Annotated in this window: 17 protein-coding genes; 10 read left to right on the top strand and 7 right to left on the bottom strand. The window is 48.8% G+C overall.

Features of this window, described 5'->3' with window-relative positions; translation table 11 throughout:
* Positions 1-133: 133 nt before the first annotated feature.
* The 4 genes from KJS63_RS13990 to mnmL all read right to left on the bottom strand — a co-directional run bounded on the left by KJS63_RS13990 (position 134) and on the right by mnmL (position 3,347).
* Entirely contained in the window at positions 134-1,126 is a 993-nt protein-coding gene (locus KJS63_RS13990) for an alpha/beta hydrolase (RefSeq protein ID WP_213619689.1), read from the bottom strand.
* Between the two features lie 35 nt (positions 1,127-1,161).
* On the bottom strand, positions 1,162-1,560 hold the full coding sequence (locus KJS63_RS13985; protein ID WP_068615556.1) for a VOC family protein: 399 nt from the start codon (positions 1,558-1,560) through the stop codon (positions 1,162-1,164).
* Between the two features lie 250 nt (positions 1,561-1,810).
* Positions 1,811-2,392 carry a tRNA 5-(aminomethyl)-2-thiouridylate-methyltransferase MnmM gene (gene mnmM, locus KJS63_RS13980; RefSeq protein WP_213619688.1) on the bottom strand — a complete coding sequence of 194 codons (582 nt, stop codon included), beginning with the start codon at positions 2,390-2,392 and terminating at the stop codon, positions 1,811-1,813.
* A 1-nt stretch (position 2,393) separates the two neighbouring features.
* Positions 2,394-3,347 (bottom strand): tRNA modification radical SAM protein MnmL/YtqA, encoded by a 954-nt coding sequence (gene mnmL, locus KJS63_RS13975; RefSeq protein ID WP_213619687.1) that lies wholly within the window; start codon positions 3,345-3,347, stop codon positions 2,394-2,396.
* Between the two features lie 427 nt (positions 3,348-3,774).
* Here mnmL and trmB point away from each other — a divergent pair, with 427 nt between their 5' ends.
* A complete protein-coding gene (gene trmB, locus KJS63_RS13970) occupies positions 3,775-4,482 on the top strand; it encodes a tRNA (guanosine(46)-N7)-methyltransferase TrmB (RefSeq protein ID WP_213619686.1) in 708 nt (235 codons plus the stop codon).
* A gap of 43 nt (positions 4,483-4,525) precedes the next feature.
* Here the strand turns inward: trmB and KJS63_RS13965 are convergent, their stop codons facing one another.
* Positions 4,526-5,665 (bottom strand): MGDG synthase family glycosyltransferase, encoded by a 1,140-nt coding sequence (locus KJS63_RS13965; protein ID WP_068615566.1) that lies wholly within the window; start codon positions 5,663-5,665, stop codon positions 4,526-4,528.
* A 53-nt stretch (positions 5,666-5,718) separates the two neighbouring features.
* Positions 5,719-6,246, bottom strand: coding sequence for a phosphatase PAP2 family protein (locus KJS63_RS13960; RefSeq protein ID WP_213619685.1), 528 nt, complete (start codon positions 6,244-6,246; stop codon positions 5,719-5,721).
* Between the two features lie 700 nt (positions 6,247-6,946).
* On the opposite strand from KJS63_RS13960, the gene KJS63_RS13955 reads away from it, so the two are divergent.
* From KJS63_RS13955 to KJS63_RS13935, 5 genes are all read left to right on the top strand, one after another.
* The gene (locus KJS63_RS13955; RefSeq protein ID WP_068615568.1) at positions 6,947-8,185 is read left to right on the top strand and encodes a glycosyltransferase family 2 protein; all 1,239 of its coding nucleotides are present in this window, start codon (positions 6,947-6,949) and stop codon (positions 8,183-8,185) included.
* A gap of 298 nt (positions 8,186-8,483) precedes the next feature.
* Positions 8,484-8,978, top strand: a complete 495-nt coding sequence (infC, locus tag KJS63_RS13950) for a translation initiation factor IF-3 (protein ID WP_068615573.1) — start codon at positions 8,484-8,486, stop codon at positions 8,976-8,978.
* A gap of 33 nt (positions 8,979-9,011) precedes the next feature.
* The gene (gene rpmI, locus KJS63_RS13945; RefSeq protein WP_068615574.1) at positions 9,012-9,212 is read left to right on the top strand and encodes a 50S ribosomal protein L35; all 201 of its coding nucleotides are present in this window, start codon (positions 9,012-9,014) and stop codon (positions 9,210-9,212) included.
* A 28-nt stretch (positions 9,213-9,240) separates the two neighbouring features.
* A complete protein-coding gene (rplT, locus tag KJS63_RS13940) occupies positions 9,241-9,600 on the top strand; it encodes a 50S ribosomal protein L20 (RefSeq protein ID WP_068615575.1) in 360 nt (119 codons plus the stop codon).
* A 129-nt stretch (positions 9,601-9,729) separates the two neighbouring features.
* Complete coding sequence (locus KJS63_RS13935; RefSeq protein ID WP_068615577.1) at positions 9,730-10,032, top strand: hypothetical protein; 303 nt, start codon at positions 9,730-9,732, stop codon at positions 10,030-10,032.
* Positions 10,033-10,038: 6 nt separating this feature from the next.
* Here the strand turns inward: KJS63_RS13935 and KJS63_RS13930 are convergent, their stop codons facing one another.
* Entirely contained in the window at positions 10,039-10,482 is a 444-nt protein-coding gene (locus tag KJS63_RS13930) for a GNAT family N-acetyltransferase (RefSeq protein WP_068615579.1), read from the bottom strand.
* Between the two features lie 562 nt (positions 10,483-11,044).
* Here KJS63_RS13930 and ilvB point away from each other — a divergent pair.
* From ilvB to leuB, 4 genes are all read left to right on the top strand, one after another.
* Positions 11,045-12,790 carry a biosynthetic-type acetolactate synthase large subunit gene (ilvB, locus tag KJS63_RS13925; protein WP_213619684.1) on the top strand — a complete coding sequence of 582 codons (1,746 nt, stop codon included), beginning with the start codon at positions 11,045-11,047 and terminating at the stop codon, positions 12,788-12,790.
* A 5-nt stretch (positions 12,791-12,795) separates the two neighbouring features.
* Positions 12,796-13,281 carry an acetolactate synthase small subunit gene (gene ilvN, locus KJS63_RS13920; protein ID WP_068622033.1) on the top strand — a complete coding sequence of 162 codons (486 nt, stop codon included), beginning with the start codon at positions 12,796-12,798 and terminating at the stop codon, positions 13,279-13,281.
* A gap of 196 nt (positions 13,282-13,477) precedes the next feature.
* A complete protein-coding gene (gene ilvC / locus KJS63_RS13915; RefSeq protein ID WP_068615583.1) occupies positions 13,478-14,470 on the top strand; it encodes a ketol-acid reductoisomerase in 993 nt (330 codons plus the stop codon).
* A gap of 207 nt (positions 14,471-14,677) precedes the next feature.
* Positions 14,678-15,757, top strand: a complete 1,080-nt coding sequence (gene leuB / locus KJS63_RS13910) for a 3-isopropylmalate dehydrogenase (RefSeq protein ID WP_068615585.1) — start codon at positions 14,678-14,680, stop codon at positions 15,755-15,757.
* The last annotated feature ends 39 nt before the right edge of the window (positions 15,758-15,796 follow it).

The raw sequence follows: 15,796 nt of genomic DNA, 5'->3' as shown, positions 1-15,796 counted from the left end.
ATATATTTGATTATAAAAAAACGGCGTCTTTCTCCGATGAAATGTCGGGAAAAGAATCGCCGCGCAGTTTAATTTCCCCCTTGTTAAACGTCTTCTGAGACTAACAAGGAGGCTTGAACAAGGGGGAGACCCGTCATGGGCTGCTGTCGTCAACAGCAGTTGAAACCGGATCGGGCCGGGCCGACTCCGGTAGGGGAATCCGCTGGTTCATCCAATCGATCAGATGAGCGGTAACCTCGTCCCGGTTGATCTCGTTCAGGATCTCGTGTCTTGCTCCCGGATACAGTCTGCATTCCACGTCCTGAAGTCCAAGTTCCTGGTAACGCCTGTGCAGAAGCCGGACACCATCGCCTTTCATCCCAACCGGATCTTCCTCGCCGCTGAACAGATAGACAGGTTTGTCTTTGGGGATTCTCTCCATCCGGGAAGGGGTGTGTATTTCCTGCAGGAGCCGGAAGAAATCCCGGAAGAACCCTGCGCTGCTGATTACGCCGCATTCCGGATCTGCAATATATTTATCAACTTCCTCATCATCGCGTGACAACCAGTCAAAGGCTGTCCGAACGGGCCGGAATGTACGGTTGTAACCGCCGAACACGAGTGCATTCAGCAGCAAACTGGGATGCCTTTCCCCCTGCAGGGCGATCTGCATCCTTGCGATCTGCTCGCCGAACTGCAGCATCCTCCTTTTGCCGCAGGTGCCCGACAGCATAAAGGCGGCATAAGGATCTGGCCATGTGTACATCACCTTCTGGGTCAGAAAGGAGCCCATGCTGTGACCAAGCAGCAGCAGTGGAGTCTCGGGATGTTTATCCTTAATTATGGCTCCCAGAAGAATCATGTCATTCACCATGGCATTAAAGCCATCTGTGCCAGGCCTGCCGAGCTCTTCATGGGTGCCTGCCGTCCGCCCGTGTCCGCGGTGGTCGTTCGCATAGACCATATAGCCCTGGGTGGTCAGAGCTCTGGCAAGACGTTCATAACGCCTGGCTGTTTCGGCCATGCCGTGAGCAATCTGAACGACCCCGCGAGGGGGGCCTTCCCACTCTGAGGGAGATGGGAACCAGTTATAGATGTAAATATATTTTCCGTCCGAGCTAAGCATGTCGAAGTGATGCGACTCCATAAGAACCCGTCCTCCTTTACAGCTATATAGTATGCTCAGGATATGCGCGCAGGCTCAAAAAATTCAATTCGTTCCCCGTCAGGCCCGTTAAAGAAGAAATATCGGCTGCCGTTGGGTAAGGATTTGATCTCCGCATCTCTGCCTGACAGTCCCAACTCCGCAATACGGGCGTATTCGCTATCGATATGGCTTACAGTGAACGCCAGATGATGAACACGTCCTTCACTGGCGAGTTCTGGAGCATCCTTCAGGTAGATGAGCTCGATTTCCACACTGGTCTGTCCGGGAAAAGATAGAAAAGCCAAACGAAAATCGTCCCCGACTTCCCCAACAGTATTCAAGAGTTTAAGTCCTAATACCCGTTTATAAAATTCAATGGAATCCTCAAGTACAGACACCCGGATTCCAATATGCTCAATTTTGTGTACACTCATGGAACTGGCCTCATTTCGTAAGTAAGTATATAAAATGAACTTATGAAAGTTACCCTTTTGGGGCGCCGGGATGCCGAGTGTTCTTTAAGGCCGCCTTTGTCTCCGAAATGCTTGAACTAGAACTCCATTGGGGCATTTCGGAGACAAAGGCGGACGCTCCGCTTCTTCAGAATCACTCGGGATCGAAGCTGAGATCGGTTAATTCTAAAGTTCATTTTATGTAGATGATTAATTTAAGCAAATTTCCAAGTCATTTCTTCTCGATGGCAACCAGATAAGGAGACGCGGAATTCTGAAGCTGGCGGTAAACTATGGACTGGGCCGTGGATACCGGCAGAGCAGCGGCCCAGTCCTCTACGGCTGCCGCCTCAGCATCTCCACCAGGGTGCCCGGGATAAAGCACTGCGGTGATAATTCCCTTTGGCCGGAGCAGATCCAGAGCCTCACCCAGGGCCGTCAGCGTACTGGAGGTCTGGGTGATTAGGGCCGGATCAGCACCCTCTGCCGGGAGATAGCCGAGGTTGAACATAACCGCGCCTACCTTCCCGTGTAGAGAGGCAGGCAGAGCCTCCCGCATCTGCTCATGCCCGCAGTGCAGCAGGTGGGCTGGGGCCAACTTTGCCTCTTCCTGCTTCGCCAGCCGCTGCCGGGTCAGTTCCAGGGCCGCAGCCTGAACATCGAAGCTGAACACCTGTCCGCGCCGGCCGCAGGCCGTTGCAAGGAACAGGGTATCGGCTCCTGTGCCGGCAGTCGCGTCAATGGCGGCCTCGCCCGGCTGGAGACGGGCGGCGACAAGCTGATGAGCCATGCTGAGTACGGATAAGAAGCCCACCTTAGTTCCCCCTCCAGAATTTTCCCTGCCAGGAATCCCGGTTCTTAAGTTCACGGTCAATCGCATTCAGAACTTCCCATTTCTTAAGGCTCCACATCGGGCCAATCAGCAGATCCCGCGGCGCATCGCCAGTGAGCCGGTGAACAATCATTTCGGGAGGCAGGAATTCGAGGGTGTCTGCGATCAGCTTGACGTACTCGTCCTGTTCCAGAAAGCGCAGCAGACCAGCCTCATACTGCTTCACCATCGGCGTCTTCCGCATGAGATGAAGGAGATGGATCTTAATTCCCTGAACATCCATCTTCGCCACAGCACGGCCGGTCTCCAGCATCATCTCATGGGTTTCCTGCGGAAGCCCATAGATAATATGGGTGCACACCCGGATGTTGTGTTTGCGCAGCTTCTCGACCGCCTCTAAATAACATTTCGTATCATGGGCTCGGTTAATTAGCTCTGAAGTTGACTCATGGATGGTCTGAAGCCCCATTTCCACCCAGAGGTAGGTCCTCTCGTTCAATTCAGCCAGATACTCAATGACATCGTCAGGCAGGCAGTCAGGACGCGTGGCAATGGACAAGCCCACGACCCCGGGCTGCTGTAGGATGACCTCGTAATACTCACGTAGCTCCTCTACAGGAGCATAGGTGTTGGTGTAGGCTTGGAAGTAACCGATATATTTGGCGCTGGGCCATTTGAGATGCTGTTTGTCACGGATCGTATTGAACTGCGTAACCAGATCATCCCGGCGGCTGCCGGCGAAATCGCCGGAACCTCTGGCACTGCAGAAGGTGCAGCCGCCTTTGGCGATCGATCCGTCCCGGTTCGGACAGGTGAAGCCGGCATCCAGCATTACTTTAAACACTTTTCCTTCGAAAACCTCACGCATTTCGGTATTCCATGTATGAAATCTTTTATCTCCCCATGTAACAGGGGGAGACGGCATTTGTATACCCATGGTAACTCCTTTGGTTAATTGGGATTAAGCTTTAGGCAGCAAGCTGTTTTTCTTAGGTTACATTGTACCAAAAAACACAAAAAAAGGGGAACTCGGCCGTGGTTTGTTGAATTCATCTAGCTATTGTGATATTTTAATATCAGTCAGTAATTGATTTATCGTGTCAAAGCGCTGACGGACTATGATTCATAATGAAAGTCCTAGATATGCAGTGGATCTGCCTGCAAGCGGATCTTAAGGATCGTTGGACCCCAATTCCAAATATAGTGAAGAAGGAATCTTTGACCGTTTCCGGCGGACGAAGATTCCTTCTTCCATTTCATCCCGGAATAGACTTTACTTTTGGGACAATCTTAGGCACAATAATGCAGGAGTATCAAATGTTCAGTGTCCATAGAGCGGCACAGGATAAAGACGGAGGAATGAGATGCGTTTACGCGGAAGAAAAGGAATCAGGGAGAACCTCGAATCCCAACAGGATATGATCACCCTGGATCCCCGGGAATATAAAGGTCGCTGGGCGGAATGGTTCGGCAATGATCATCCGATTTATATTGAGCTTGGAATGGGAAAAGGTCAATTTATCAGCGGAATGAGTGTGAAATATCCGGATTGCAATTTTATAGGGATGGATATGTATGATGAATTGATCCGGCGGGCCAGTGAGAAAGCGCGCGGGATTTGGATGGAGCAGGGTGTTGAGAAGCCGTCCAACGTAAAGCTGGCTTTGGGGAACATCGAATCCCTGGAGGAGTTTTTTGCACCCGGAGAGGTGGAGCGGATTTACTTGAATTTCAGTGATCCATGGCCGAAATCACGGCACGGACGCCGACGTCTGACACATCCGCGTTTTCTTGATAAGTATCGCACGGTACTGAATGAGAAGGGGGAAATTCATTTCAAGACGGATTCCCTTACGCTGTTTGAGTTCTCACTCAATTCATTTGCGGCAACCGGGCTGCAGATGAGCAATATTTCCCTGAGCCTGCATCGGGAAGGAATTAACGAGGCTCATGTGATGACCGAATACGAGACGAAGTTTGTCTCCCAAGGCATGAATATTTACCGCTGTGAGGTTATGGTGGGGAGTGAGGCTCTCCGCAATTATCATGAACACAAGATGGAACTCTTTTAAAACAAGTTAACAACAAGAAGAGGGCTGCTCTTAGTCAATGTGACTAATGAACAGCCCTTTCTTTTTGTTCGAGCAAGTCTATGATGGCTTGTGCACTTTGCATAGGATGATAACAATTAATCTGTTCGATAACCTGTTGGCGTTTCTTCTGAACCTCATCATAATGCTCGGTAAGCTGGGTCACCCAATCTGTAATCACTTCAAGTCCTGTGATTGGCGTCCCCCAGCCTTGAGAAGCGAAGTACTGTGAATTCTCCTCCTCTTGACCAGGCAGCGGCTTGTGGAACAGCATCGGTATCCCTTTGGCCAAGCCCTCGGAGCAGGTCATCCCGCCGGGCTTCGTAATGAGCAGGTCCGAGACTTCCATCAGCTTGTCAATTTCCTTAGTAAAGCCCATGAGATGGATATTCGGATGATCGAAACGGGGGTCCTCCTGCATCTTCTGAAGGGACTTCTTATTGCTTCCGAAACAGAAAATAAGCTGAATCTGCTCACGGTAGCTGGCGAGAAGCGTATTGACCGCCTCATCCTTCATAAAACCCCAGCCTCCACCCATCACAAGGACCGTTGGCATGCCTGTGAGTCCGAATCTGGCCCGGATATCCTCCTTGCTGTGATGGCGTTCCCAGAAGCTCGGGTGTACAGGAATTCCGGTGATCCGGATTTTGGATTCATCCACTCCGCGTTCCAGGAGCCTGTCCTTCACCTGGCTTGTCGATACCAGATAACAGTCCACTTCACGGCTGACCCAGGTCCCGTGAGCATCGTAATCAGTAATTACAGTGCACAGGGGAACATCCAGGCCAAGGCGTTTCATGCGTGAGATTACTGCGCTTGGAATCGGATGCGTGCAGACGATCACATTGGGATGGATCTGCCGGATTAGCTCTGTCGTATGGGTATAAAATATCCGATGCAGTGCGAGCGTCGTCAATCGGTTCAATGATTTCTTATAATTGCTCCGGTACATCATCCGGACCAGCCGTGGCTGGGAACTCAGTGTCTTCTTATACGCCGTGATAATTAATGGAGCCATTCTGGGGTTCAGAAAGCTTCCAAGCTCCAGCACCTTGGTCTGCACATGAGGCGATACTTTGCGCAGACTGCTTGAGAGCGCATAGGCAGCTTGTGTATGACCCGCGCCAAACCCTTCGGATAAAAGCAGTACTCTTTGTTTTTGCACGTTAGTTTCACCTTTTCCTGCAAGGTTTTACCATTAACTTAACAATATCCCCTTTACGGCCATAATGCAACCGTCCCAAATGCGACCCCAGTCCCGATTACAGCTCCGGCCAATACGTCGGAAGGGTAGTGTAGACCCAGATAAATCCGGGACAGGCCTACCAGCATAGCAATAGGAGCCAGGAAAAAGGCCGACATGGGCTCCATGATCATAAATGGCATGGTAACCGAGAAAATAGCTGTTGTATGGCCTGATGGGAATGAGTGGTCCGTAAGCGGATCACGAAACGTATGGGTACCGGGAAGGGTCAAATAGGGCCTTACCCTTGGATAAGTCTTTTTAGCTATGGCTACTGGAATATGACTGACCGCCAAGGATACAGCGGCGATGAGTGCCGTGTGCTTCCAAGGATCGGGAGCGAAGATCCACAGCAGCACCGTTGCCGAAATGGTGAAGGTGGCTCCGCCCAGATGAGTCAGATAATATAACCAGAAATTAAGGAAGCTTCCATGCAGACCAGTATTAATTCCGACAAATAACCGCTGATCGAGGTGCTTCATTTTCATAAGAAATCGCTGCATACAATCCCTCCGCTTGGATGGGCTTGTTAATTAACAGCCCAAAGCTTTCTTATACTTATGGAATTTCTAATCCATATAACCAGCGGAAGCTGGTCTGAACAACCCGAAGCAGCAGATTGCCGTTATTTTCAGGATAGAATAATCATATTTTTATTCTGCGGTCATTTCAAGTTTAGTTTGTTTATTTTCTGTTCCATTATGGCCTTTTTTTGACTTATGGGGTATTAACCAACTACAATGATTCAAATGATATCAAAAAAGTTTAAAAAGTTAACAGGATTTCCGTAAACTTTTCCCTGCTTTTTCTCGTTTGTTTTAATATAACCTTGTATTTTACGATTATTTTAGCAAAGGGGGGCTTTAGGGAAATAAAAAACGGGAAAACGGATGAAAATAAGACCTAACCGCTATGAAATCGAGGACGAGGTACATCTGTACCCTAATATATTCATTCTTTTGGGCAAAATTTAACGGAAGAAGTGAAATTAGCCTTTTGACAAATGGCGTGAATTCGTAGAGAATCTTTATGTCTGACTATTTGTTCCAGAATAGAATAAATAACCATGAACAAATGGACCGGGCTTTTAGTTACCAGTTGAATATTTAAAGGGTCATTAGAAAAACTGCGAATAACAAAAGAAATGTAGAGAGAAAACGTAGTTTAATTTCATGAGGGTTAAAAGGGGGGTACCAGGGAATCATGTTGGATGCCATTCTTGTTGCACTGCAGATTATTCTTGCAGTCATTGGTGTGTATCAATTCGTGTTCTCTTTGTTTGGCATGTACAAGAAAAAGAAAAAGCAGCAGTTTCCTCCAACCAAATCCTTCGCCGTACTGGTTGCGGCACATAATGAGGAGCAGGTTGTCGGAGCGCTTATGGAGAACCTCAAGCTGCTTAATTATCCGAAAGAGCTGTATGATGTGTTCGTCATTTGTGACAACTGTACGGACGGCACGGCTAATATTGTCCGCAGTCACAATATGAACGCTTGTGTGCGTACCAACCCGAATCTTCGGGGGAAAGGGTACGCGATTGAATGGATGCTGAAGGAACTGTGGAAGATGCCGCGACAATACGACGCTGTTGTAATGTTTGATGCGGACAATCTGGCCCATCCTGACTTCCTGAACGAAATGAATAACGATCTTTGCTCCGGTGCCCGCGTCATCCAAGGTTATATCGACACCAAGAATCCAGAGGATTCCTGGGTTACCGCGGCTTACGGTGTATCCTATTGGTATGTTAACCGGTTGTGGCAGCTTCCGCGCCACAATTTGGGAATGGCTAACTTCCTGGGCGGAACCGGAATGTGTTTCGAAACGGAGCTGCTTAAAGAGATCGGTTGGGGAGCAACAAGCCTGGTTGAGGACTTGGAGTTCACGATGCGCTGTGCAAGCAGAGGGATTTATCCAGTGTTCAACTATGACGCCAAGCTGTTCGATGAGAAGCCGCTGACGTTCAAGGCCTCCGCACGCCAACGTCTGCGCTGGATGCAGGGCCACTTCACGGTTGCCCGCCGTTATTTCTTCCCGATGCTGTGGAAGAGCATCAAGGAAAGAAGCATGACCAAGTTCGACATGGCGCTTTATGCTGTTAACGTGTATATCGTGCTGTTGACATTCCTGCTCACGGCTTTTGTATGGGCGGATCAGTCTTTGTTTAAAGGGCCGCATTTCACAACAATGTACAGCTACCTTCCATTCTGGGTATCGCTGTTGGCAATCGCCGCAAACGTGTTTTTATTTTTGTCTGCCATGATTTTGGAGAAGATTACCTTCAAGAAAGTTTACATGTACTTGGTGCTCTTCCCGATTTATCTGATTTCCTGGTGGCCAATCACGTTCTACGCGTTCTTTACACAGAACAACAAACAGTGGAGCCATACGGAGCATACACGGGTTGTGCGTCTGGAAGAGGTTCAGAGCAAACAGGGATAATTTATCCCTGTTTTTTATTTGGATAGTGACTTGACCTGTTAGTACGGGTATGGTATATTAATCAAGTATTGCTGTTAGCAAGCTTTTTGGATTGCAAGCAGAGGCCCTGGCTTCTCACCTGACTGACTTCGGTTGGCTGGTTTTGATCCGATGATTTATGAATGTGAATGTTCATGAAGAATTGATGATCAATATGGGATGCGGGTGATAACCTGTATCCCTTTTAATTTGCTTATTTCAGGTCAAGACATTATGGCAACAGACCATTTGGAGGTGGAGAATTATCAGTAAGGAACATTTGATCAATGATGAAATACGGGCGAAAGAAGTTCGTTTGGTTGGTGCGGAAGGTGAACAGATCGGAATCAAGCCGATTCGTGAAGCTTTGCAGATGGCCATCGATCTGAATCTGGATTTGGTAAATGTGGCGCCGACAGCCAAACCTCCGGTATGCCGGATTATGGACTACGGCAAGTTCCGTTACGAAACACAGAAGAAAGAGAAAGAAGCTCGTAAGAATCAGAAAATCGTCGATATCAAAGAAGTCTGGTTCCGTGCGAATATCGAGGAACACGACTATCAGACGAAGCTGCGTAATGTGATCAAATTTTTGAAAGACGGCGACAAAGTGAAATGCTCTGTGCGTTTCCGTGGCCGTGAGATCACCCATGCCGATATCGGTAAGAAGATTTTGGACCGTGTCAAGGAAGAAGTTACTGAGCTATCTACCGTTGAGCGTCTGCCAAAATTGGAAGGCCGCAGCATGATCATGATTTTGGCACCGAAAAACTAAGCGTAAGCTTACAACCTATAAGGGGGAAGTACCATGCCTAAAATGAAAACTCACAGCAGCCTTAAAGGCCGCTTCAAAATTACTGGAACCGGTAAAGTGAAACGCTACAAAGCAAACCGCAATCACTTGCTTTCGCACAAGTCCAAACGCGCTAAACGTGTATTGGCCGGCAGTCCTGTAATGTATTCCGGTGACGTTAACCGTTTGAAACAAGGTTTGGCTAATCTGAAGTAGTAAACAACTTTTCTGGGAGGTATTTGATATGGCAAGAGTAAAAGGCGGATTCGTCGTTCGTCGTCGTCATAAAAAAGTATTGAAGCTTGCTAAAGGCTATTTTGGTTCGAAACACCGTATTTTTAAAACAGCTAAAGAACAGGTAATGAAATCATTCCTGTATGCATACCGTGACCGTCGTCAAAAGAAACGCGACTTCCGCAAACTGTGGATCGTGCGTATTAACGCGGCTGCTCGCATGAACGGTCTGTCTTACAGCAAATTGATGCACGGTCTTAAACTGGCTGATGTGAACATCAACCGTAAGATCCTTGCAGACCTTGCTGTGAATGACCTTACAGCATTCAACTCTTTGGCTGCTGTGGCTAAAGAAAAAATCAACGCGTAAGTTTGCGCTTTGAACACGAACAGGCGCCCCATTTCGGGGTGCCTGTTTTTTTTCTCCAAGACAAAGGTACAGGCGGTCTAACCTACCCTGGAATATGATTAGGGGAAGACATTTGGAGGAGGGGAATACATGAGTACATCCGCGATGAAGAAGGAAGCCCAGAAGCTGGTGGGCAAAACGATCGTTGCTTATAAGAAGGATGGCAGTATGGTTACAGGGAAGCTTGTGAAAATTAGCGGCAGCAGACTAATCTTGGCACCGAGAAAAGGGAAAACAGTTCACACCAAAGCGATTATTCCATTAGCCTTGTTTGATCTGCTTGCTATTGGAACCGCACCTTATGCCTATGGCGGGTATGGAGGATATGGATACGGCGGTTATGGGCCTTACCCTTACGGGGGCTACGGTTACGGCAACCCTTTTATTTTCTAATTCAGCCTAAAGCCGTTTGATCATTTCATAGCAGAGTGACACGGGAATGAACCGTGTAGTTTCATAACCGGCCTTGAGGTAAAAGCGCATGGCTCGTTCATTCCCGGCATCTACCATGACTTTGGCCCGTTTGCACCCGCGTGAAGCGGCGTATCCCTCAGCCTGAGCGAGCAGCGATTTGCCATACCGCTTGCGCTGCTCCGCGGGAGCAACGGCCATCATGTCTACGTATAAAAGCTCCCCATGGATCATAAAATGCACAAAGGCAACAGGATCAGCCTCGTAATAAGGCGAGACCACCAAGGTTACACCGCGGGTCAGCCTTTTTGGCAAGTCTTTTCTTACAGATTCGAGACCCTCTGGAGATAAGTGGGAATAAGGGACAAGCTCGCTTTCGATGAGCCGGAATATGACCGGATCGTCCTGCTTTGGTCTGCGATATCGGATCACTTGAAATTCTCCTCCTCACCGTACATAATTTCGAGTGTTCTACTCTATCATATGGGGGAGGACTAAAAGGGGTTCCGAAGGCATAGAGTGCCCCTTTTGGAAAAAGTGTTGACTATGCCAGGGATGAGTCATATAATGTTTCTAAACATTTTAACGCGGTAAACGCGAAACGCAATCGGCAATGATGAGGACGAAGTGTTAGGGGCTCTTTTGATCAGAGAGTGGATGGATTTGCTGAGACCACCACCATTATCCCTTAATAACGAGCTCACCTCTGAGCTGTTCTCCTGAAAAGTTCTTCTTACCGGTAAACAACCACGCGCGTGGTGAAGAAGAAGTTATTAGGGAGAATCGTAAGGTCTACGTTACGGACCATGGGTAGGGAGAAATCCTATACCCGCCAAGGCCTGGATTTGTGAAGATCCGGGTGAACATGGGTGGTACCACGGAAGCGATAACCTTTCGTCCCTCAAAAACAGCAGTCTGTTTTGAGGGATGGAAGGTTTTTTTGTTGTATAAGTTTTGAAATGATTGGATGGTAATTTTGAGAGGAGGATGACTGATGAACGCTCGAATTCCAGAGATGCGGTCGACAGATGAATTACGTGAGAAATGGATGAAACCGGAAGTCATTACAGGTTCGGAGATATTGCTCAGAAGCTTGCTGCTCGAGGGCGTCGAATGTGTCTTCGGATATCCGGGCGGCGCCGTGTTATATATTTACGATGCGCTATATGGCTTTAAGGACTTCCACCATTTGCTGACAAGACATGAGCAGGGTGCGATTCATGCAGCTGACGGTTATGCCCGGGCAAGCGGGAAAGTCGGTGTCTGTATCGCTACATCGGGACCAGGGGCAACCAACCTGGTAACCGGTATAGCCACAGCTTATATGGACTCCGTTCCACTGGTTGTCATCACCGGAAACGTGGCCACCACCTTAATCGGAACCGATGCTTTCCAGGAAGCGGACATTACGGGAATTACCATGCCGATTACGAAGCACAGCTACTTGGTCAGAGATGTGGAGGATCTGCCGCGGGTTATCCATGAGGCCTTCCACATTGCAAATACAGGCCGCAAAGGTCCGGTGCTGATTGATATCCCGAAGGATGTCTCGGCAGCCAAGACACTGTTCAAGCCAGGCGAAGCTCTTGAGCTTCGCGGCTATAACCCAACAGTAACGCCAAATCGTCTGCAGCTGGAGAAGCTCCAAGCTGCGATCCGCGAAGCGGAGCGTCCAGTCATTCTCGCCGGAGGCGGTGTAATCTACTCCGGAGGGCATGAAGCCTTGTACGAATTCGTGAATAACACAGGAATTCCAATTACAACCACATTGCTTGGACTTGGAGCCTTCCCAAGCGGACACGAGCTCTGGATGGGAATGCCGGGGATGCACGGCACCTACACGGCGAACCACGGGATTCAAGAATCGGACCTGCTGATTAATATCGGCGCCCGCTTTGATGACCGGGTTACCGGGGCACTGGGCGGTTTCGCACCACATGCCAAGATCGTGCATATCGACATTGATCCAGCTGAAATTGGCAAGAACGTGCCAACGGATATTCCGATCGTCGGAGATGCAAAGACCGTACTTGAATTGCTGAACCAGAATCCGGTATATGCGGAGAAAGCGGATGCCTGGAGAGAGCTAACCGCCAAGCGCAAGCTGGAGAAACCTCTGAAATACATTGATTCCGATGAAGAGCTCAAGCCGCAATGGGTCATCGAGCATTTGAACGAAACGACTCATGGTCAAGCGATTGTAACGACTGATGTAGGTCAGCATCAGATGTGGTCAGCCCAGTACTATAAGTTCAATCAACCGCGTTCCTGGATCACCTCAGGGGGACTTGGAACAATGGGCTTCGGATTCCCTTCAGCAATTGGGGCCCAAATGGCACATCCTGAACGCCTGGTTATTTCGATCAACGGCGACGGCGGCATGCAGATGTGTTCCCAGGAGCTTGCCATCTGTGCCATTAACAATATCCCGGTAAAAATTGTAGTTATCAATAACCAGGTACTGGGTATGGTACGCCAATGGCAGGAATTGATCTATGAGAATCGTTACAGTCATATTGATCTTGAGGGAAGCCCTGACTTTGTGAAGCTTGCCGAAGCCTATGGAGTAAAAGGGCTCCGGGCAACGAACAAGGAAGACGCGAAGAAAGTATGGCAGGAAGCCCTGGAGACTCCAGGACCGGTATTGGTTGAGTTCGTGGTACGCAAAGGGGAGAATGTGTACCCGATGGTTACGCAGGGTTCCGCCATTGATCAAATGTTGATGGGGGATAGCGAATGATGACGATGACTAAGAATCATGCCATTGCGGTATTAGTGAATGACCAGCCGGGTGTGCTGCAGCGGGTATCGGGATTGTTCGGACGCAGGGGCTTCAATATTGAGAGCATTACTGTAGGCCAATCTGAAGAAAAAGGATTATCGCGCATGGTCATCGTAACCCATGGTGACGATAAAACCCTTGAACAGATTGAGAAGCAGCTTTACAAGCTGATTGATGTTATTAAAGTTGTGAATTTGAGTTCCAAACCGATGGTAGCCAGGGAACTAGCCTTAATCAAGGTGAAGTCGGAGCCTTCTGACCGGCCTGAAATTATGGGTCTCGTTGAGACCTTCCGTGCGGCGGTTGTAGATATCGGAACCCACAGCCTGATGGTTCAGGTAGTGGGCGATACCGAGAAGATTGATGCTATGATTCAACTTCTTGAGCCGTACGGAATACGCGAATTATCCCGGACAGGGGTAACCGCAATGACCCGCGGCAATGCGTAATTCATATTAACCTTAACGATAGTCATAGACCCGCCCTAATGAGCGGGGGTTTGAGAGAGCTACCAAAAGGGCACTGCCGGTAATTCTTTGAAACACCCGTTCATTAAGTGGAGGGTTAGTACACTCGGCGGTGATCTGGAGGCATCTTGCGATCTTCAGGGCATCGACCAATAAATTTTTAGGAGGACAAACGAATATGGCAGTAACATTGTACTATGAACAAGATGCAGAGCTTAGTGTGTTGAAAGGGAAAACCATTGCAATCATCGGATACGGCAGCCAAGGGCATGCCCATGCGCAAAACTTGCGTGAAAGCGGATTGAACGTAGTCGTGGGTCTTCGTGAAGGTAAGTCTTTTGATAAAGCTAAAGAAGACGGTTTTGAAGTACTGTCCGTTGCTGAAGCAACCCGCCGTGCGGATGTCGTGCAAATTCTGATGCCGGATGAAACACAGGCTTCTGTGTACAATAGCGAAATTGCTCCTAACCTGAAAAAAGGTGCAGCGCTTCTGTTCGCACACGGATTTAACGTACATTTCGGTCAAATCGTACCTTCTAAAGACAATGATGTTCTGCTTGTGGCACCTAAATCCCCAGGCCACATGGTTCGCCGCACTTATGTAGATGGCTTTGGTGTGCCTGGACTTATCGCGGTTCATCAGGATGCAACTGGACAAGCCAAAGAAATCGGACTCGCTTATGCGAAAGGCATCGGCTGTACCCGCGCAGGGGTTATCGAAACTTCGTTCCGTGAAGAAACTGAAACCGATTTGTTCGGTGAACAGGCTGTTCTTTGCGGTGGTGTAAGTGCCTTGATCAAAGCAGGCTTCGAAACTTTGACTGAAGCTGGATATGCCCCTGAAATGGCTTACTTCGAGTGCCTTCATGAACTCAAGCTGATTGTTGACCTGATCTATGAAGGTGGACTTGCAACTATGCGCGACTCGATCTCCAACACAGCGGAATACGGTGATTATGTAACAGGTCCTCGCGTTGTGACTGAAGAGACGAAGAAAGCCATGAAAGCCGTACTTTCTGACATTCAACAAGGTAAATTTGCACGCGACTTTATCCTTGAGAACCAATCTAACCGTGCATTCCTTACAGCTACCCGCCGCAATGAGGCGAATCATCCGATTGAAGTTGTGGGTGCGGAACTTCGCGGTCTGATGCATTGGATCAAGAAATAATATTAAAGTGATACTGTAAAATATCCGGAGACTCTGAAGGCAGTTGATCTGCCGTACAGGGTCTCTTTTCTATATCGCCCTGCCAGGCTTATAGCCATAACCTATTGAGTTCATAGATTCTATATCTTAGTCTAACCATGCCGGATATGTTACAACAGAATGAGAATGTAAATTGGACTGAAGCAGATAAAAAAGGAGTGTACAATTATGGCAGATGTAAAAAAAATTGCGGTTATTGCTGGGGACGGCATCGGACCTGAGGTTGTGGCGGAAGCGGAAAAAGTGTTAAAGCGTACGGAGGAGCTGTTCGGATATCAATTCGAAACTGAACATGCGCTGTTCGGAGGAATTGCCATTGATGAGAAAGGGACTCCGCTGCCACAGGAAACGCTGGAAATATGCAAATCCGCAGATGCGGTACTGCTTGGTGCGGTAGGTGGACCGAAGTGGGATTCTAATCCGAAGGAGCTTCGCCCTGAGACAGGATTGCTGGGCATTCGCAAGGCGCTTGGTCTGTTCTCCAATCTGCGTCCAGCAGTCGTGTTCGACTGCCTGAAGGATGCTTCCACCTTGAAGCCTGAAGTTCTTGAAGGTACGGATTTAATGGTTGTCCGTGAACTGACTGGCGGGATTTACTTCGGTGAGAAGTTCCGCCGTGAAACTGAGAACGGTCAGGAAGCTGTGGATACCTGCGCTTATAATGTCTCTGAAGTGGAGCGTATTGTGCGGCAGGCTTTCGAAATCGCCCAGAAGCGCCGCAAAAAGCTGGCTTCAGTGGACAAAGCCAACGTACTTGAAACCTCTCGTTTATGGCGCGAAGTTGTAATCCGTGTAGCTCCGGATTATCCGGATGTGGAACTGGAGCATGTGCTTGTTGACAACTGTGCGATGCAGCTGCTCAGACGTCCGTCAAGCTTTGACGTTATTGTCACCGAGAACATGTTCGGAGATATTCTCAGTGACGAAGCCGCGATGCTGACCGGGTCCATCGGAATGCTATCCTCAGCTTCGATGGGGGAAGGCAGCTTCGGTTTGTACGAACCGGTTCACGGCTCAGCGCCTGACATTGCCGGACAGAATGTGGCCAACCCGATAGCTACGATCCTCTCTGTTGCCTTGATGTTCCGCTTAACCTTTGGTTATGCCGACGCGGCAGACGCGATTGAAGCGGCGGTTGCAGAGGTGCTGGATGCAGGACACCGTACTGGAGATATTGCCGTAGACAAGAGTCAGGCGATCAGCACAACGGCAATGGGCGATTTGATCGTTGCGGCAATGAAGAAATAATCAGTGAAAAGTTCGCTAAATTGACTTTGTTTATAATAA

It is taken from the genome of Paenibacillus sp. J22TS3 (assembly GCF_018403205.1).
In the GTDB taxonomy this organism is placed as follows: domain Bacteria; phylum Bacillota; class Bacilli; order Paenibacillales; family Paenibacillaceae; genus Fontibacillus; species Fontibacillus tuaregi.
This window is presented reverse-complemented; position numbering and strand designations above follow the sequence as displayed.